The organism is Pantoea sp. SGAir0430 (assembly GCF_043549295.1).
This window is the reverse complement of record NZ_CP039428.1, coordinates 610,872-630,632: the sequence shown is the minus strand read 5'-3', so window position 1 is coordinate 630,632 and position 19,761 is coordinate 610,872. Positions and strand designations below refer to the sequence as shown.

General features: G+C 58.0%; 11 protein-coding genes and 1 pseudogene. 8 read left to right on the top strand and 4 right to left on the bottom strand.

All coding sequences use genetic code 11. From position 1 onward, the window contains the following. Positions 1 to 16: 16 nt before the first annotated feature. Together E7738_RS21905 and E7738_RS21900 are read right to left on the bottom strand one after the other, a co-directional pair. Positions 17 to 3,388 (bottom strand): autotransporter outer membrane beta-barrel domain-containing protein, encoded by a 3,372-nt coding sequence (locus E7738_RS21905; RefSeq protein WP_394516456.1) that lies wholly within the window; start codon positions 3,386 to 3,388, stop codon positions 17 to 19. A gap of 355 nt (positions 3,389 to 3,743) precedes the next feature. Next, positions 3,744 to 7,277: an autotransporter outer membrane beta-barrel domain-containing protein gene (locus tag E7738_RS21900; RefSeq protein WP_394516455.1), complete on the bottom strand. Its 3,534-nt coding sequence runs from the start codon at positions 7,275 to 7,277 to the stop codon at positions 3,744 to 3,746. 816 nt (positions 7,278 to 8,093) lie between these two features. On the opposite strand from E7738_RS21900, the gene E7738_RS21895 reads away from it, so the two are divergent. Both E7738_RS21895 and E7738_RS21890 read left to right on the top strand, forming a co-directional pair. Next, positions 8,094 to 8,717 (top strand): response regulator, encoded by a 624-nt coding sequence (locus E7738_RS21895; RefSeq protein WP_394516454.1) that lies wholly within the window; start codon positions 8,094 to 8,096, stop codon positions 8,715 to 8,717. After that, a complete protein-coding gene (locus E7738_RS21890; RefSeq protein ID WP_394516453.1) occupies positions 8,717 to 12,223 on the top strand; it encodes a response regulator in 3,507 nt (1,168 codons plus the stop codon). The genes E7738_RS21895 and E7738_RS21890 overlap by 1 nt, the downstream gene beginning before the upstream one ends. Before the next feature lie 10 nt (positions 12,224 to 12,233). Here the strand turns inward: E7738_RS21890 and E7738_RS21885 are convergent, their stop codons facing one another. Further along, positions 12,234 to 12,818 (bottom strand): TetR/AcrR family transcriptional regulator, encoded by a 585-nt coding sequence (locus tag E7738_RS21885; protein ID WP_021509474.1) that lies wholly within the window; start codon positions 12,816 to 12,818, stop codon positions 12,234 to 12,236. A 173-nt stretch (positions 12,819 to 12,991) separates the two neighbouring features. On the opposite strand from E7738_RS21885, the gene E7738_RS21880 reads away from it, so the two are divergent. Further along, complete coding sequence (locus E7738_RS21880; protein WP_058775047.1) at positions 12,992 to 13,438, top strand: hypothetical protein; 447 nt, start codon at positions 12,992 to 12,994, stop codon at positions 13,436 to 13,438. Positions 13,439 to 13,443: 5 nt separating this feature from the next. Then, positions 13,444 to 13,980, top strand: a complete 537-nt coding sequence (locus tag E7738_RS21875; RefSeq protein WP_021509476.1) for an RNA polymerase sigma factor — start codon at positions 13,444 to 13,446, stop codon at positions 13,978 to 13,980. 42 nt (positions 13,981 to 14,022) lie between these two features. Here E7738_RS21875 and E7738_RS21870 read toward each other — a convergent pair whose 3' ends face one another. Continuing rightward, positions 14,023 to 15,042 (bottom strand): MBL fold metallo-hydrolase, encoded by a 1,020-nt coding sequence (locus tag E7738_RS21870; RefSeq protein ID WP_394516452.1) that lies wholly within the window; start codon positions 15,040 to 15,042, stop codon positions 14,023 to 14,025. Positions 15,043 to 15,256: 214 nt separating this feature from the next. Here E7738_RS21870 and E7738_RS21865 point away from each other — a divergent pair, with 214 nt between their 5' ends. From E7738_RS21865 to kup, 4 genes and pseudogenes are all read left to right on the top strand, one after another. Beyond that, positions 15,257 to 15,598, top strand: a complete 342-nt coding sequence (locus tag E7738_RS21865) for a gamma-glutamylcyclotransferase family protein (RefSeq protein ID WP_394516451.1) — start codon at positions 15,257 to 15,259, stop codon at positions 15,596 to 15,598. A 48-nt stretch (positions 15,599 to 15,646) separates the two neighbouring features. Then, complete coding sequence (locus E7738_RS21860) at positions 15,647 to 16,450, top strand: MBL fold metallo-hydrolase (RefSeq protein ID WP_394516450.1); 804 nt, start codon at positions 15,647 to 15,649, stop codon at positions 16,448 to 16,450. Between the two features lie 114 nt (positions 16,451 to 16,564). Beyond that, a pseudogene (locus E7738_RS21855) lies at positions 16,565 to 17,365 on the top strand (MetQ/NlpA family ABC transporter substrate-binding protein). Between the two features lie 388 nt (positions 17,366 to 17,753). Further along, on the top strand, positions 17,754 to 19,622 hold the full coding sequence (gene kup, locus E7738_RS21850; protein ID WP_215787831.1) for a low affinity potassium transporter Kup: 1,869 nt from the start codon (positions 17,754 to 17,756) through the stop codon (positions 19,620 to 19,622). Positions 19,623 to 19,761: the final 139 nt, after the last annotated feature.

The window sequence follows — 19,761 nt, the reverse complement described above, 5'->3', positions numbered from 1 at the left end:
TATTATATGTCACTTATCAGAAGCTGACTTTCACGCCCGCCACCGCGCTGGTGTCGCTGTAGCTGTGGTTGCCCAGCTGCTGCGCCACGCCGCCCCACAGGTTGACGTTCGCGTTCAGCCGCGCATCCACGCCCAGCTTCACCTCGGCGGCGTTACGCGTGCCCGCCTGCTGAATGTTGACGCCGTTCAGCGCGGTGCCGAACGCCTTGCTGTTGTGCAGCCAGTTCGCTTCCGCGTACGGCTCGATGGCGCTCCGCGCCTGCGGGTCCAGCAGCGTGCGCAGCGAGGCGCGCACGCCGAGGCGGCTCTGCAGGTTGTCCTGACCGGTGGCCTGCACGCGGCTGCCGTTCTGCTCTTTCACGTCGTCCGCCTTCACGCCCTGCCAGTTCAGCTGCGCCTGCGGACGCAGCCACAGGCTGGTGCTGTCGCTCAGCGTCGCCACCTGTGCGCGGTAGCCGCCGGCCAGCGACGCGCTGATGCCTTTGGACTTGTACGACTGCTGGCCGATGTCATCGCCCTTCACGCTGTTGTTAAACCAGCCGTAGCTCAGTGAGCTGTCAACAAATGCGCCGCTCTGCTCTGCCGCGTTCTGCAGCCAGCTGCCGTACACGCCCAGGCTGTAGCCGTTCACCTGGCCACGCGACTGATAGCCGCTCACCGCCGAGCGCGATTTGCTCTGCGCGTTGCCGTAGCCGGCCATCGCGCCGAAGCGCAGGCTGTCGCTGCCGGTCAGCGTGCCGCTCGCCACGTCGCCGCCCAGCTGGATGGCGTAGCGGTTGGTGTCGGACTTCAGCTGGCCGCTGCTGTCTTTCACCCGGCTGTGGCCGGCGCTGTTGTGCAGCCACAGGCGCGTGCTCTGCTGCTGGCCGCTGGCGTCGGTGTAGAAGGTTTCCGCCGGACGGTCATCCATGCTGGTGGTAAACAGCGTGTTGGCCGCCGCGAGGTTGGCGCTGTAGCTCGCCGCTTCCGGACGCACGATCATGTTCTGCTGATTTACCGGCGGTTCGACGATCTGGCCGCCCTCGCCTTCGCCCGGCGTCACCACCGGATCGGGTTCGCTGCTGTTTTTATCGCTCACCAGATACCAGCCGTGCTGATCCGCGCCCTTCACCAGGCTGTAATCATAGGCACCGGCGACAATACGCCCTTTCTGACGGAACTCGCCGTTGTTAGCGCCATCCACCTGAATGATGTTCAGGCCCTGAATGGTCTGCGCGCCGCTGCCGCCGGCGTTGTTGACCACCACGTCGGTGCTGCCGCTGCTGTCGCCGAGGATGTGCAGCTTATCGCTGGCGGAGTGGTCGTCGCCCAGCGCCGCGTTCATCACCAGCGTGCTGTTGTCGCCGCTGTAGTTACCGTTGACCGTCAGGGTGCTGAAGCCGACGCCGTCGTGGGTGAAGTTCAGCGTACTGTTGCTGGCGCTCAGCGCATCAACGCTGCTGTCGCCGGTGATGTTCCACTGGCTGTTGTCGCTGAGCGTCAGCGTATTCAGGCCGGATGACGCGCCGATCCACACCGAACTGCCGCTCAGGTTGATCTGGCTGTCCTGCGTCTGGCTGCGGTCAATGTCTACGTTGCCTTCAAACAGCGAGTTGTTGCTGCCGTTCAGCACCACCGAGCCGGCGGTTGAACCTTCTGCGGTGTTATAGCCGGTTTTCAGCAGCGTGCTGCCGCTCAGCACTGAATTATCCGCGTCGATATTCATACTGGTGCCGGTCAGCACGTTAACGGCGGTGCCGCCGGTGGCGGTGATAGCGGTATTCGCCAGTTTAATATCCGCCAGCGTGGCCTGATACTGCGACAGAATACCGGTGGCGTTTTCGCCTGAGACATTAATATCTGAACTCGTCAGGGAAATATCATTCTGTGCATCTGGCCGGTATAAATTAAGCACGTTAATCGCTGCGTTTAAACCTGTAGAATCAATGCCGCTTTTTTCAAGGGTAATATTATTACCGCTGAAGGTGCTGCCATCCTGAACCTCAATGCCGTAACCGCCGCTGCGCGCCTGCACGTTAACATTGTCGCTGTTTAATGTAGCGCCAAAACCCACTGCCAAAGCTGAGTGACTGGCGTCAGTGATAATTTCAACATTTTTGAGGCTGGTCGTGCTGTTATTTATCCCCAGTACGGCGTATCCAGCATTCTGCCCCATGTGAATGCGACTGTCAGACAGGTTCAGCACCGTGCCGGTTCCCGATGCGTAAGTGCCTGAGCCGCTGCCCGTAATCTCAATGGCGGTTTTTGTGGCATTAAGCGTCGATTTCCCGTTCGCCTTCAGGCCGTTAGACCCGCTGCCACTGGTTGCAATGGTACTGTCACTTACATTCAGAAGAGAGCCTTCACCACTGGTATAAACGCCATCAGCATTTTTACCTGAGGTGATCAGCTTTGTTCCTGAAATGCTGAGCTTTGCACCGCTTGCGGCATAGGCCCCATAGGCGTTATCACCGGTGGTTGTGAGCGTACTGTCTGTCAGCGTCACTTCCGTACCGGCGTTGCTGACCGCCACGCCATAAGATTGTGCGCCGCTCGTGCTTACCTGCACATCGCTGGCGTTGAGTTTGCCGCCGGAATTCGCCGCCAGGCCGACAGCTTTGCTACCGGTTGTGTTCACGGTTCCGCCCATCAGCGTGACTTCCGTGCCGGCATTGTTGGCGACCACTCCACTGGACTGATCTCCGCTGGTGGTAACCTGCACGCCGCTGGCGTTGAGTTTGCTACCGTTACCCGCCACCAGGCCGTAGGCTTTGTTGCCGCTGGTGGTAACGCTGCCACCGGTCAGATCGATCAGCGAACCCGCCGCGCGCGAATAAGCACCATACGCGCCGTCGCCGTGAGTGACATAGTCTGTATCAGTACTGTTTATGATACCGCCAGAAGAGGCGTAGGCGGCGTAGGCGTTCTGGCCGGAGGTTTCCACCTTAGTGCCGTTGGTCTTCACCGCGCCGGTCAGGCTGGCCACGATGCCGTAGCCGCCGGCGCCGGTGGTGGTCACGCTACCGCGCGTCATCTCCGCAGAAGCAGCGCCGGCGGTGGAAAACACACCGTAGCCGCTGCTGCCCGCATTCAGCACCGTCACATCCGTGGCGCTTGCCTTGCCGCCATTCTGCACCAGCAGTCCATAGGCTTTGTCACCGGTCGCCTGCAGCGTCTGATTATTCAGTTCAACCGGCTGCGCCGGATCGCTGATGGTGGCACCGTTGGCCGCCAGCGCCGCCGGTGAACCGGCCAGCAGCAGCGCCGAGCCCAGCGCGCCGCCGATCAGTGCTGATTTATTCGCCGCTTTACCGGGGCAGGATGATTTGACTTTGCCGCGCGCCAGTTCCGAGGTGACGACATAACATTGCAGGGCATAATTCCAGATAACGCGATAGCTCTTGTTCATATTCTTTTCCTGATTCAGGTTAAAGCAATCCCTTCCGGCAATAAGCGGAATAAGCGGTTATTAACGGGCAGGCGCGGAAGAAACAGCCATCACGCTATTTACGGTGACGCGCTGTCTTACCGGCCTTAATTAATCTCTGCCAGAGCGGCTGATGGGAAAATATTCGCAAAATCGCGGAAGGGTGAATATGAGAGCACCGGCATACGGCTGTAGTCGCAGGACTACAAAAAGTAAGTCGCCGCGCTATGTTCCAGATCAATTAATTCTGTGTTAACACGTCAGGTGAGCAGTAAACAAAAGCGGAGAACGCGGGCGGGCATAAAAAAACGGCCCCCGTTGTGGGAGCCGTTGAGCATCAGAAGCTGACCTTCACGCCGGCGATGGCGCTGGTGTCGCTGTAGCTGTGGCTGCTCAGCTGCTGCGCCACGCCGCCCCACAGGTTGACGTTGGCGTTCAGCGTGGCGTCCACGCCCAGCTTCAGCTCACCGGCGTTGCGCGTGCCGGCCTGATGGATGGTAACGCCGTTCATCGAGGTGCCCAGCGCGCGGGTGTTGTGCACCCAGCTGGCCTCGACGTACGGCTCCACGCTGCGCCCCTGCTCCAGCCCGGAGCGCAGTGAGGCGCGCACGCCGACGTGGCTCTGCAGGTTATTTTCACCGGTGCCGCGCACGCGGGTGCCGTTGCCTTCCGTCAGGTCATCGCCCTTCACGCCCTGCCAGTTCAGCATCGCCTGCGGACGCAGCCAGAAGCCGGTCGACTCAGAGAGCGTCGCCACTTCGGCGCTATAGCCGCTGGCCAGCGACGCCAGGATGCCCTTCGATTTATAGGACTCCTCACCGATGTCCTCGCCCTTGATGCTGTTGTCGAACCAGCTGTAGCTCAGCGTGCTGTCGATAAACGCGCCGCTGCGCTCGGCCGCGTTCTGCTGCCAGGTGCCGTAAATGCCCAGGTTGTAGCCGTGCACCTGACCGCGCGACTGATAGCCGCTCACCGCCGAGCGCGATTTGCTCTGCGCGTTGCCGTAGCCGGCCATCGCGCCGAGGCGCAGGCTGTCCGCGCCGGTCAGCGTACCGGTCGCCAGGTCACCGCCCAGCTGGATGGCGTAGCGGTTGGTGTCGGTTTTCAGCTGGCCGCTGCTGTCTTTCTGGTGGTTGTGGCCGCCGCTGTTGCGCAGCCACAGGCGGGTGTGCTGCTGCCGGCCGTTCGCGTCCGTGTACTGCGTGACGCCCGGGCGGTCGTCCATGCTGGTGGCGAACAGCGTGTTGGCCGCCGCGATGTTGGCGCTGTAGCTCGCCGCTTCCGGGCGCACGATCATATTGTGCTGCTCCGCCGGCGGCGCGATGATGTCACCGCCGGTGCCTTCGCCCGGTGCGGTCACCGGATCGGTATTAACCGGATCGGTCTCGCTGCCGTTTTTGTCGCTCACCAGATACCAGCCGTGCTGATCCGCGCCTTTTACCAGGTTGTAGTCATAGGCACCGGCGACAATACGCCCTTTCTGACGGAATTCGCCGTTGGTCGCGCCGTCCACCTGAATCAGTTGCAGGCCCTGAATGGTCTGCGCGCCGCTGCCGCCGGCGTTGTTCACCACCACGTCGGTGTTGCCGTTGACGTCACCCAGCACGTGCAGCCGGTCGGTGGCCGAGGTGTCGCCGCCCAGCGCCGCATTCATCACCAGCGTGGCGTTGTCCGCCGTGTAGTTGCCGTTAACAGTCAGCACCGTGAAGTTCGCGGTATTGTGCGCTACGTTGATCACGCTGTTGTTCGCGGTCAGCGCATCGACGCTGCTGTTGTCCATGATATTCCACTGGCTGTTGTCGTTCAGCGTCAGCGTATTGAGGCCGGATGACGCACCGGTCCACACCGAGCTGCCGCTCAGGTTGATCTGGCTGTCGGTGGTCTGGCTGCGGTCAATGTCCACGTCACCGATGAACAGCGAGCGGTTGCTGCCGTTCAGCACCACCGAGCCGGCGGTTGAACCTTCTGCTGTGTTATAGCCGGTTTTCAGCAGCGTGCTGCCGCTCAGCACTGAGTTGTCGGCGTCAATATTCATGCTGGTGCCGGTCAGCACGTTGACGGCGGTGCCGTCGGTGGCGGTGATGGTGGTATTCGCGAGCTTAATGTCCGCCAGCGTGGCCTGTCGTCTGGAAAGAATGCCGGTGGCATTTTCGCCGGATACATTGATAGCTGCATCGCTCAGGAAAAGAGTATTTCGTGCATCAGGATAATATAAATTCGTCATATTTATTGCAGCATTAAACCCTTCAGAGTCCGTGCCACTTTTTTGAATTGTAATATTATTACCGCTGAAGGTGCTGCCATCCTGGACCTGAATGCCAAAACCCCCGCTGCGCGCCTGCACGTTAACATTATCGCTGTTTAATGTAGCGCCATAACCCACTGCCAAAGCAGCATTACTGGCGTCAGTGATGATTTCAACATTTTTGAGGTTGGTCGTGCTGTTATACTTCCCCAGTGCTGCGTTTCCGGCATTCTGCCCCATGTGAATGTGACTGTCGGACAGGTTCAGCACCGTGCCTGTTCCCGATGCGTAAGTGCCTGAGCCGTCGCCCGTAATCTCAATCGCGGTGTTTGTGGCATTAAGCGTCGATTTTCCGTCCGCCTGCAGGCCATTAGCTTCTGCGCCACTGACAATAAACGAACTGTTGTCCACATTCAGTACAGAGCCTTCGCCAGTAACGTAGCCGCCGTGCGCATTTTTGCCAGCGGTGTTGACTATCACGTTGCCGACGTTAAGAGTTGAATTAGTTCTGGCATATAAGCCATATGCACCTTGTCCGCCAGTCGTCACTTCTCCACCCGTGAAAGTCAGTGCAGTGCCGGCACTTTCGGACACTACGCCATAGGCCTTATCACCACTGGTAGTGACCTGCACATTACTGGCATCCAACGTTGAAGCACCACTGGCATACAGACCAAATGCACTGGCTCCGGCGGTAGTAACCTTGCTGTTATCCAGATTCACTTTCGTACCGGCATTGCTGGCAGTTACGCCATTCGACTGGTCACCGCTGGTGTTCACCTGCACGCCGCTGGCGCTGAGTTTGCCGCCGGAACCCGCCGCCAGACCGTAGGCTTTAGTGCCGCTGGTGGTGACGCTGCCGCCTTGCAGAGTGACTTCCGTGCGGGCCAGGTTGCTAAAAACACCCGATGAATCGTTACCCTGGGTAATAACGTTCACATCGCTGGCATTAAGTCTGCCGCCGGAACCCGCCACCAGACCATAAGCTTTAGTGCCACTGGTGGTGACGCTGCCGCCTGTAATATCGATCAGCGTACCCGCAGCGCGGGAATAAACACCATAAGCACTGTCACCGTGCGTTATATAGTCTGCGTTCTGGCTATTAATGATTCCGGCCGAAGAAGCGTATGCGCCGTAGGCGTTTTTTCCGCTGGTTTCTACACGGGTGCCATCAAGTTTAAATGCGCCGGTCAGGCTGGCGACCACGCCGTAGCCGCCATCGCCCGTGGTTTGCACGCTGCCGCGCGTCATCTGAATATCAGAAGAAGCGAGCGTGGAGAATACACCGTAGCCATCAGCGCCATCAGTTAATACCGTTACATCCGTGGCGCTGGCCTTAGCGCCGCTCTCAACCAGCAACCCGTAATGATCTTTACCCGTCGCCTGTAACGTCTGGTTGCTGAGATTCAGAGTTTGTTCCGGTCCTGTTGCAGTCGCGCCATTATCTGCCAGCGCCGCCGGTGAACCGGCCAGCAGCAGCGCTGAACCCAGCGCGCCTATAATCAGTGATGATTTATTTGTCGCTGCACCAGAGCAGGAAGACTTCACTTTGCCGCGCGCCAGTTCCGAGGCCACGACATAACATTGCTGGGCGTAATTCCAGATAACACGATAATTTTTGTTCATGATTTTTCCTGATTCTGATTATGTCGAACCCGGACGGATACGACCTAACGGTTTAAACGGCGGCGATGCGATAGGAATTTTCTCCTTCACCTGATGCCGCAAAATAATTAAAGCTACGGGATTGGGCTGAATTCTAACGTTGAGACAGGTCTTAACCTCTTTAAGACCTGTCTCAAAACCAATCGCCAGACAAATAAAAACCATCAGGTTACGCTGTAGGCTGAGGACTACAGGTTTACTCACCTTGAAATTTAAATAATTCAAAAACAATGCATCAGCGCAACCTGAGTGCGCAGAGAATAAACGCCACGTCTCCCTTTGCAACCTGCAATGCAGCGTGGTTAATTCAGCGTTTATTCATTTACCCGAATTACTGCACGTCCGGCTTTTTACCTAAATACAACAACAACGGCTAATTTATTTATCAAATAATTCATCTGATGCAGATCTCATAACTTACCCATAACATCAAACATTTAAAGGTTTACGGTAAGTCGCTGTTATTAAAGCGCTAACCTTGCCACCCTCTGTTGCCATGTTAACTTTTTAAAAACTTACGAACCTTTAATCTTCAGCACTTAAGTTTAATAAATTCGCGCCGTTTATCCTTAGTGAATAATCTTTATGCTAAGCAGAAAAGTCGCAGGCGAGATTTTATCTTTGTAAATAAGACAGCCAGTAATCAGCTGTAAGTTATGGACTACATTTAAAAATAAACACCTGCAAACAGAATGGTCTTGAGTTGATTAAGATGCCATTATATAAGTGTGCTTTTGAACGAGCGTGCTCAGATTAATTAAGAGAAAGGCAGTGCGTATGGCTAACTTTGTTATTGTTGATGATCATCCTATTGTGCGCGTGGCGATACGGCTGGTGCTGGAAAATGCCGGACATCGTATTTCAGCAGAGGCTGGCGACGGCGACAATATATTTAGCCTGGTCAAAGAGTATGGTGCCGATGCGGCAATTATTGATATTGATCTGCCCGGCATTGGCGGTATTGAAGCGGTCAGGAACCTTCGCACCGCCGGATCGTTAATCCCTGTGATTGTCATGAGCGGGAAAAACGCTGAGTTTTATGCTTATGAGAGTAAAAAAGCCGGTGCCAATGGCTTTATCAGTAAAAAGAACAATCTCAATGATCTGGCCCACGCCGTCGACGCGGTGCTTTCCGGCTACGGCTATTTTCCACTGCGCCTGAGTCATCAGGCGGAGGGCGATCAGCTGGTGCAGGACAGCGACAAGCTGCTGCTGCTGTCGCATCGCGAATACGAAGTGCTGCGCTACCTCGGTGAAGGCACCGAGATTGTCAAAATCGCCAACCGCATGAAGCTCAGCAATAAAACGGTCAGCACCTATAAAGCCAGACTGATGGAAAAGTTATCGCTGAAAAATCAAAAGGATTTACTCGATTTCACTCGCCGGAACCAGATTAACTGATGCGACTTTTTTCCCTGTGCACGCTGTGCTGCGCGCTGCTGCTGGTCGCCCCACTGCGCGCGGCGGTGCAGCAGCTTAACTATCAGCCCAACGATTTGCCGGCGATGCCCGCGCCGATGCTCAATGACGCCGACTGGCACTGGCTGGGGCAAAAGCGCGACAGCATGATTGGCATCTATGGGCCGGATCGGCCACCGATGCTGCGCACCAATCCTGAGGGCAGAGTGTTTGGCTACATTCCCGATGCGGCTTACGCTGCGCTGCACAGCCTGGGTATCAGTTTTCGCGTCAAACATTACGACACCGCGCCCGAAGCCTTTGCCGCGCTGGCGCGCGAAGAGCTGGATATGATATTTGTGCCGGCCGGTGAAGCGGTGCCGGCGCATGTTAACGACACCATTAGCGTAACCGCGCTGAAAGCCAGCCCGGTTCGGGTGGTACGCAGCAGCAGTAACCCGCTGGCCGGTCAGGAGTTTTTACCCGGCCCGGCGATAACTTCCCCTTACAGCCAATTGCCGCAGGTCGCAATGGGTACGCTGCCCTATGCCGATGTGCCGGCGGTGGAAGCCTATTACCTGATTGAACGCAACTACCTGAATACGCTGACCATCGATCACATTCTGCCCGATCTCAGCTCGCCGTATCGCTTTGTGGTTAACAGCAAAGAGCACGTGCTGGCGCGGGCGATGCGTATTGCCTTTGACGCGCTGCAGCGCCACGCGGCCGGCGAGATCATCGCTGCGCGCTGGGATATTGCCAACATCACGCGCTTTGTTACTACACCGCTGTCGCTGACGCCCACCGAGCAGGCCTGGCTGCAGACGCACAACCAAATCAACATGGCGGTCACGGACCTGGTCGCACCATTCTTTATTAAAAACGCGCAGGGCGAAATCACCGGCATCGTGCCGGAGTTGCTCAACCTGATTGAAATGCGCACCGGACTGAGCTTCAACTTTGTTGAAATCAGCGACAGTCGCGATCTTACCGCGCGGATGAAACGCGGCGATGTCACGATTGCTGCACCGCTGATCTGGAGCCAGCAGCGCAGCCGTGACTTTTTGATGACCACACCGTTTATGTTCACGCCGGAAGTGCTGGTGACCAACACGGCCGCGCAGGATGCGCCGCCAAAACGCGCCGCGCTGGTACGCGAGCAGGATGCCTCCCACTGGTTTCTGAAAAAATATCCCGATGTGCCAGTTGATTATGTTGGCAATCCCAGTCTGGCGATGCAGTGGGTGGCGGATGGGCAAACCGACGCCACCATTAATACGCTGGTGGGCGCACGCTATCTCTCCGAAGGTCTGTATCCCGGCAAACTGCGTTTAACCGAGCTGAAACCGGCGCAGGAAGCGGCTATCGCCTTTGGCATCAGCCGCAGCGAGCCGGAACTGCAGGACATCATGAACAAAGCGCTGGCCGCGATTCCGGCCGGCATGATGACCGATGTATTAACCCACTGGCAGGCCACGCCCGCCGCGCATTTCGACACCTGGAAGCTGTACCGCAAAGAGTTTTATGTTGGCGCGCTGGGCGCAGCCACCATCATCGCCGTTACCTTTGTCTGGGCGGTGCTGCTGATGCGGCAGGTCAAACGGACACGCCGCACCAAAGCGCTGCTGCGCCAGGAAATTCAGCTGCGCGATCGCCTGATCAATGGTCCGCCGCGGCCGTTTTATGTCGCCTCGCTGGATGGGATGATCGTGCACACCAATCCAGCGTTTACCCAGTTTTTCACCCCGGAAGAGCAAACCCATCTGGGCTATTCACTGTATGACTGTCGCCATCCGCTCTATCACGTGTGGCAGCAGATCGACAAAAATATCCAGCCTGGCGACATTCCGGAAGAGGCGGAATTTGTTATTGATGACGGGCGGCAGAAGCGCCATATCCGTCACTGGATGACGTCGTACACCGGCGATGAAGTCGGCAGCGGCGGGCTGATTTGCGGCTGGCAGGACGTCACCGACTACCTGCAATTGCTGGAAGATCTTTCGCTGGCGCGCGAAGCCACCGAGCTGGCCAGCCAGAGCAAAAGCGACTTCCTCGCCACCATGAGCCATGAAATTCGCACGCCGCTCAGCGCAGTGATTGGCCTGCTGGAACTGCAGACGCAGGAAGGCCGCGCCGATACCGAACTGATTCGCGTGGCGCACGAAGCGGCGGTCAGCCTGATGGATATCGTCGGTGATATTCTGGATATGGCGAAAATTGAGTCCGGCCGCATGACGCTGCAGCCGCAGTGGGTTAGCCTGCATGCGCTGGTGCGCCCGGTGATCTGTGCCTTTGACGGACTGGCGCGACAAAAAGGCATCAACCTGAACCTGATGCTGCCGGTCGGCGATGACGATCTGTTTTGCGATGCCAGCCGCGTACGCCAGGTGCTGTCTAACCTGGTGGGTAACGCCGTTAAGTTCACCGATCAGGGTGAAGTGAAGGTGACGGTGGGTCTGACGCCGCTGGAAAGTCATACCGAGCTGCGGATTCAGGTAGCCGATACCGGACGCGGCATCGATAAAGCGGCGCAAAATGCGCTGTTCCGCCCGTTCGAACAGGCGGGCCTGTCGGATAACGCCGGCACCGGGCTGGGCCTGTTTATCTGCCAGGAGATCACCCGCCTGATGGGCGGCAGCATCGAACTGGAGAGCGAACCCGGCGTCGGCACCGTGCTGAACGTCGCCGTGCCGGTCAGCGTGCGTGATATCGCTACCCCGCTGCCGTCTCCGGTCGCGGAACCGTTGCCCGCTGCGCCGCAGGTCGCGCTGAATGTGCTGATCATTGACGATCATCCGGCCAACCGCCTGCTGATTTCGCGTCAGCTGACGCTGTTAGGTCATCGTTTCCGCGAAGCGAACAACGGTGAAGAAGGCCTGGCGCAGTGGCGGCAGCAGAAGCCGGATGTGATCATTACCGATTGCAATATGCCGGTGATGAACGGTCTGGACATGACGCGCAACATCCGCCGGGAAGATAAGAGCACCTACATCATCGGTATCACCGCCAACGCGCAGCAGTCCGAACGTCAGCGCTGTCTCGAAGCGGGGATGAACGAATGCGTGTTCCGGCCGGTTAAGCTGGCGCAGTTAACCACGATTCTGAGCCAGATTCACAGCGCCAGCGCGCTGTCGGTCGGTGATGATTTTTCTGACTGGGTCGACATCGCCGAAATCGAGAAATATATGCCCAACAGCCCCGGCGCTATCGCGGATTTTCTCGACATCGTGATTAATGAAGCACGCACCGATCTGACGCAGGCGATTGACGTGGTGCAAAGCGGCGATCTCGCCACTGCCGCCAGCCTGTTTCATCGCATCACCGGATCGCTGCGCGTCACCGGCATCCGTCAGCTGACGGAGCAGTGCGAAATGCTGGAAGAGCTGGCGGAAATGCAGGAGGACCGGGAAATTATCCTGCTGCATTTACGGGAAGCACTAACGCTGGTGGACAGGATGGAAGCTTCGTTCCGAAATCAAACCACACCCGCCCAGGCCGGCGCGCACTGATTGTGCGCCGTCAGGCGGTTTTGATCAGCTTATGCAGCAGCGGATGAGTAATCTGCTCAAACATCCCGGCGTTATTAAATGCCCGCGCCGCCAGCATCGCGCCGTGCACGCTGGCCATCAGCGTTTTGGCTTCGTTTTCAGCGCTGTCGCTGAGCTGGAAAACGCCGCTGGCGGCGCCTTTACTCAGCTGGCGCGCTAACCAGCCGGAGAGATCGCTGAAGTGGCCGCTGACTTCCGTGGCAACATCCGGCGGCAGCGTGGGCATTTCCGCCGCCAGCATCGCGCAGATGCAGAAAGGTGAAGTTCCCTCTTTAATGCAGTGCGCCCAGTAATCGACGTAGGCTTTCACTTCGTTCAGCGGATCGTTGATCTGTTCATCCATCGCCTGCATGCCCGCCTGCGCCTCAGCACGATATTCCTCCACCACCGCTTTCACCAAATCGGCTTTGCCGGGAAAATGGTGGTGGATGCTGGCCTTGCGGATATCCACCTGGGCGGCAATATCGGCATAGCTAAAGCTTTTATAGCCGCCGGCAGTGAGCAACTGGCGGGTGCAGGCCATGATTTCGCGGGCTTTAGAGGAACGGGCAGTCATAACGCAATCCGGTAGAACAACAGAGATCGGTCAACCTACTGGCAGGCAGGGAAGAAGTCAAGCCAGCGGCCTGACGCGCAGCGCGCACTTTTTTCATTTTTTCAGCAATATTTTCGTCGCTGATTCGTCTACCTCATCACCAACCCTGTTTATCACCGTAATGAGGAACCCCAATGAGAGATTTTGACAGGCATCAGCATTCACGTGGTCACCACTTTGGTCATCACCGCATGGCGAAACCGCTGCTGCTCGGCGTGGTGCTGTTTGCTGCCCTTGGCCTGCTGGTGATGTCGCTGTGGAATGCGCTGCTGCCGGAACTGACCGGCGTAAAAAGTATTGGCTTCTGGCAGGCGCTGGGACTACTGGTGCTGTGTCGCATCCTGTTCGGCGGGCTGGGCTTCCATCCCGGTATGTTTGGCATGGCGCGTCGCCGCATGCATGAACGCTGGATGCAGATGACGCCGGAGCAGCGTGAAGCCTTTATGCAGCAGCGGCGCGAGCGGTTTGGCGGCCGTGGTCATCATGGCGGACGCTGTGACTGGCACGATCGCCGCAGCCAGCGTGACGATCCGCGCCCGCCCGCAGACGATGCGCCCGCCAAATCCCCGGATGCAGAGTAAACAGCATGGCGCAGGATTCGCGGCTGCTGGCGGCCCTCGGCGCCTGCCGCACTAAGCTCAGCGCCTTTATTCGCGGCCGCAGCGAGCGGCACGATGAGGCCGAAGATATCCTGCAGGAGATCAGCTGGAAACTGCTGCAGGTGGAACAGCCGGTGGAGAACGTCAGCGCCTGGCTGTTTCGCGCCGCGCGCAACGAGATCACCGATCGGTCACGAAAAAAACGCGAGCTCTCGCTGTTTAACGCCGCCGGAGACGAAGATTTTCCCGAGGATGAAATTGCCGAAACGCTGTTTGGCGTAGCGCAGACGCCGGAGGATGAGTATCTGAAGACGCTGCTGTGGGAAGAGCTGGACGATGCGCTCGCGGAACTGCCTGCTGCGCAGCGCGAGGTATTTGAAAAGACCGAGCTGCTCGGCTTCAGCTATCAGGATCTGGCCGCCGAAAGCGGCGACAGCGTGCAGGCGCTGCTGTCGCGCAAACATAAAGCGGTTCTGTTTCTGCGCACCCGGCTGCGCAGCCTGTACGATGAACTCACTGCCTGACCTGCACAACCCGATAGCCAAACGGCCATCGGGTTGCGTGCTTTACCACCAGGCCGCGGTGGACTGCGGCTGTAACAGATCGACGCCCTCGCCCAGCATCGGCAGACACAGTGCAACCTGATGCTCCGCCGCCAGCTGGACGATTTGGGTAAACGGATCGTCCCAGCGGTGAAAAGCTAAATCAAAAGCCGCGTTGTGAATCGGAAACAGCCAGCGCGCGTTGAGGTCCTGAAACGCGCGCAGCGTGTCCTGCGGCAGCATATGAATGTCGGCCCAGCGCGCATCGTAAGCGCCGTTTTCCAGAAACGCCGCATCAAACGGACCGTATTTTCGGCCAATCGCTTTGAAACCGTCAAAGTAACCGGAGTCACCGCCAAAAAACAGGCGGAACTGGTCAGAGATCAGCGTCCACGAACACCACAACCGTTTGTTGCTGTCGAACAGGCCACGGCCGGAAAAGTGCTGCGACGGCGTCGCGACAAAATGGATGCCGTCGATATCCCGCGACTGCCACCAGTCGAGCTGGATGACTTTCTCTGGCGCAACACCCCACTTAATCAGCAAATCGCCGACGCCGAGCGGCGTGAGAAAGTGCTTCACCCGATCTTTCAGCTGCATTATGGTGTGGTAATCGAGATGATCATAATGGTCGTGCGACAAAATAATGCCTTCGATCGGCGGCAGATCGGCCACGGCAATCGGCGCTGGCTGAAATCGCTTTGGTCCCAGTCGCTTAAAGGGTGACGCGCGCTCGGCGAACACCGGATCGGTCAGCCAGAACTGGCCATTGAGCTTCAGCAACAGCGAAGAGTGGCCGAGGCGAAAGACGCTGGTGGGCGCGGCCTGTGCCAGCGCGGCGGCCGTGATGGGCTGCACCGGCAGCGCGGCCGGTGGCTGGGTATCTTTCGGTTTATTGAACAGGAAATCCCACAGCATTTTGCGGTAGTCGCCAAAGCTCAGCGACTGACGCGGCTGGACATTGCGAAACTTTTTGCCATCAAACTGAGCGGAGTACGGATACTCCCTGATTGCACCCCGGCAGAGGCTGGAACCCTTCAACATAGCGCGGATACCTCGAAAAAGAGAAAGCTGGCTGGCAGCAGCGGTAAACATCTGCGGCTACGTTAACCGTTTTATGCCGCGCGCGTCCTCACATTACGAGCCATCGCACCACCGGTAACGCAGAATTTCGCTGCCGGTGTGGCCTTCTTCTGGCGGATGACAGGGCGGCAGCAGGCAGGTAAAGTAGCGCTTTTGCATGATTTTACGAGGGAAAATGAACACGCTTTTCGTTTACGGCACGCTGCAGCCGGGCCAGTGCAATGCGCATATCCTGGAAAACATCGGCGGTGAGTGGCTGGCAGGGACAGTCGCCGGCACTTACTATGCCAACGGCTGGGGCGCGGCCGCTGATTTTCCCGGCATCGTACTTGATGAGCACGGCGCGCGCGTGCCGGGTTATCTGTTCATCTCGGACCAGCTGGCGCTGCACTGGCCGATGCTGGATGAGTTTGAGGATGGTTACGACCGGGTGCCGGTTGAGGTCACCACGACCGACGGCCAGCAGCGGACGGCGTGGATTTATCAGCTGCAGCCACAGCAGGACGTCGCGCGCTAACCTCGTACCTTGCCTAAACTGATCCTCACCGGACTGTGAGGAGAAGCCATGATCACCATTTGTACCGCCTGCGGCACGTCTTATCAGCAGCAGCAACCTGCCCTTACGCAGTGTCGCATTTGTCAGGATGAACGCCAGTTTGTGCCGCCCGGCGGGCAGCAGTGGATCGATCAGTCTGCGCTGCGCGCCTCGCATCAAAACCAGTGGCAACAGCTGGCGCCCGGGCTGCTCAGCCTGCAAACCGTACCGGATTTTGCCATTAACCAGCGCGCCATTGTGCTGCAAACGCCGCACGGCAATATCCTGTGGGATTGCATCGCGCATCTGGATGACGCCACCGTCACGTTGCTGCGTGCGCTCGGCGGCCTGCACGCCATCGCCATCTCCCATCCCCACTATTACAGTACCATGCAGGACTGGGCCGACGCCTTCGACGCGCCGGTGTATCTGCACGCCAGCGACAGCGAGTGGATTATGCGCGCATCGCCCCGTCTGCAGCCCTGGCACGGCGACAGCTGTGATCTGCTGCCGGGCGTGCGGCTGTTACGTCTGGGCGGCCACTTTGCCGGCGGCACGGTGCTGCACTGGTCGCACGACGGCGGCATGCTGCTGAGCGGCGATATTCTGCAGGTAACGCCCGGTGCCAGTGCGGTTTCGTTTATGTGGAGCTATCCCAATATGTTACCGCTGGCCGGCGCCACGGTGACGGCCATGCTGCAGCGGTTGCAGGGCGTGAAGTTTACGCGCCTGTACGGCGCGTTTGCCGGCCGCGAAATTCTCGCGCGTGCCGATGAGGCGGTACAGCAGTCGGGCCGTCGCTATCTGGCCTGTCTGCAACATCCACAGCCGTAGCGCTTACACAGCCGCGCTGGATAAATACCAGGCGATCGCACCGCACACGGATGTACAGACGTCTGGACGTATACTATAGTCGGTTTCCTGCAAACATAAGGAAACCTGCAAACAATGAATAAAACATGGCTTACCGCCCTGCTGGCGGCCTCTGTCACCCTGCTCAGCGCTTGTGACAACCACAACGACAACAAAATCAAAGTGGCGATCAATACCGGACCGGATGAGGCGCTGTGGCAGACCGTGAAGCAGGTGGCACACGATTAATATCAGCTCGATGTTGATGTGGTGGCGTTTAACGATTACGTGCAGCCGAACGAAGCGCTATTCAATAAAGACGTGGACGCCAACGCGTTCCAGAGCCTGCCTTATCTGGAGATGCAGTCCAAAGAGCGCGGATATAAATTTGCCGTCGTGACCAATACCTTCGTGTTCCCGATTGCCGGTTATTCACGCAAGATTAAATCACTGCAGGATCTGCCGGATGGCGCTACCGTGACCGTGTCTAACGAAGCGACCACTCTGGGGCGTAGCCTGCTGCTGTTGCAGGCGCAGGGTCTGCTGAAGGTGAAACCCGAAGCCGGTCTGCTGCCGACCACGCTGGATATTACCGATAACCCGAAAAAGCTGAAGATTGTGGAAGTGGATACGCCGCAGCTGGCGCGCACGCTGGACGATCCGCAGGTTTATCTGTCGATCATTAATAATAACTTTGCCGCGCTGGTGAATTTATCCGCCTCGCGTGACGGGATGTTTATGGAAGGCAAAGCGTCGCCGTACGTGAATGCGATTGTGGCGCGCGAAGATAATAAAGACAGCCCGAACGTGCAGAAGCTGAAAGAAGCGTTCCAGTCCCAGCCGGTGCTGGATAAAGCCAACGAGATTTATAAAGGCGATATTATTAAGGGTTGGTAAGCGTATGCGGTCGCCATAAATGGCGACCCTATATCAATCGCGGTTCTCATTAATCGCGAACCCGCCACAATATTGTAGGGTGCGCATTCATGCGCACCTGGACATCTCCCACCACCGCAAAGCCCCCGCTCCCCCATCCCATTTTCTGCCAGCCAGCCCGCTTCTGCTGCTGTCTGAATCGTCTACACTTCAGGTTGAAAAAGGCGCAGCGGTGTAAAAATGGCGTAAAAATTTGGTCGATTGGTATAAAAATCGCGTACAAAAAAACGCCAACCCCTACCGATTACGCCGCTGAAACGCTATCTTCGCCAGCATAAAAGTGGGTGATTGCGACACGCCAGTGCGGTTGATGGCGCTCGCCCTTTCTCCCTGAAAAAACAGGAAATGTATGAGTCAATCAGAGAAACAGTCTCTGCCTGCTGGCATGCTGGCCGCCGCCGGCATCGTGTTTGGTGATATAGGTACCAGCCCGCTGTATACCCTGAAAGAGTGTCTGTCGATTTTGCCGGACGGCGCGCCGTCGGCGCTGGCGGTGATGGGCTTTCTGTCGCTGATCTTCTGGGCGCTGACGCTCATCGTCACGTTGAAATATGTCTGCTTCGTGATGCGCGCCGACCACGACGGCGAAGGCGGCATACTCACCCTGATGTCACTGGCACGCCGCAACGTTGGCCGCAAAGCCGGGCATATCATCGTGCTGGCCGGTCTGATTGGCGGCGCATTTTTCTATGGGGATGGCGTGATCACCCCGGCCATCTCGGTGCTGTCGGCCATTGAAGGGATTCAGGTGGTCTCGCCCGGGCTGGAAAAATATGTGGTGCCGCTGGCGCTCACCATTCTCGCGCTGCTGTTCATTATCCAGAAACACGGCACGGAAAAGGTCAGCCGGGTGTTTGGCCCGGTGATGTTTGTCTGGTTTGTGGCCATCGGCGCACTTGGCATACGCGGTATTCTGCTCAACCCGGAAGTGCTGCAGGCGCTCAGTCCGTCCTATGCACTGACCTTCCTGCTCAGCCACAAAGCGCTCTCGCTCGCGGCGATGGGCATGGTGGTGCTGGCGGTGACCGGCGCGGAAGCGCTGTATGCGGATATGGGCCACCTGGGCAAAGCGCCGATTCGTCTCGCCTGGCTGGTGATCGCCATGCCGGCGCTGATACTGAATTACTTCGGCCAGGGCGCGCTGGTGATCGCCGATGCGCAGGCGCTGAACAATCCGTTCTTTAATCTGGCCCCCGGCTGGGCGCAGATTCCGCTGATTGTGCTGTCAACGCTGGCCACGGTCATCGCGGCGCAGGCGGTGATTTCCGGCGTCTATACCCTGACGCATCAGGCCATTCGCCAGGGCTTTTTACCGCCGATGCGCATCATTTTTACCTCGCATACTGAGTCCGGGCAGATTTACATTCCGGTGGTGAACTGGCTGCTGTTCACCGCCGTGATGCTGATTGTGCTGGCTTTCCGTCAGTCGTCAGCGTTGTCCTCGGCGTACGGCATCGTGGTGACCGGCACCATGGTGATCACGGCCTGTCTGGCGGGCGTGGTGGCGCTGCGTAACTGGCGCTGGCCGCTGCCGCTGGCGCTGTTGTTCCTGCTGTGTATGCTGGTGGTTGACGTGCCGCTGTTCATCGCCAACCTGATGAAACTGCTGTCCGGCGGCTGGGTGCCGGTGCTGCTGGCGCTGACCATGATGGGATTGATGCTAATCTGGAGCAGCGAGCGTAACCGCCTGATTCGCCGTTTGAATAACGATCAGGACGGTTTACTGGCGCTGGTGAAATCGCTGGAGAGCAATCCGCCGAACCGCGTCGAGGGCACCGCCATCTTCCTCGCGCGCAAGGAGTTTGAAATTCCCCAGGCGCTGTTGCACAACCTTAAGCATAACCGCGTGCTGCACCGCCGCGTGGTGCTGTTGCATATCCGCACCACCGACACGCCGCGCGTTTATAACCAGCAGCGCATCAGCATTACGCAATTGTCGCCGTCGTTCTGGCAGGTCACTGCCGCCTACGGCTGGCGTGAAGTGCCGTCGATGGCCGAGATTCTGCATCTGTGCGGACTGGAAGGTTTTGGCTGCACGGTGAATGAAGCATCATTTTTTACCGCGCACGATACGCTGGTGATGAAAAAACGCCGCGGTCTGGCGCGGGTGCGCGGCGGGATTTTTCACTTCTGCCAGCGCAACGCGCTGCGCGCCCATGAGCAATTTCATATTCCGCCCAACCGGGTGATCGAACTGGGCGGCCAGCGCGAGTTTTAAGCCGCAGGGCCACGGATGGCCGGATTTGCCCGCACATGACGCACCGACTTTTTTAATGGCAAATGTAAGCAGATGAAAAAATATTAGCGAAACATTACCGGAGTTGTGGCGGAACTTTTCTTAACATCTGATTAGCAAT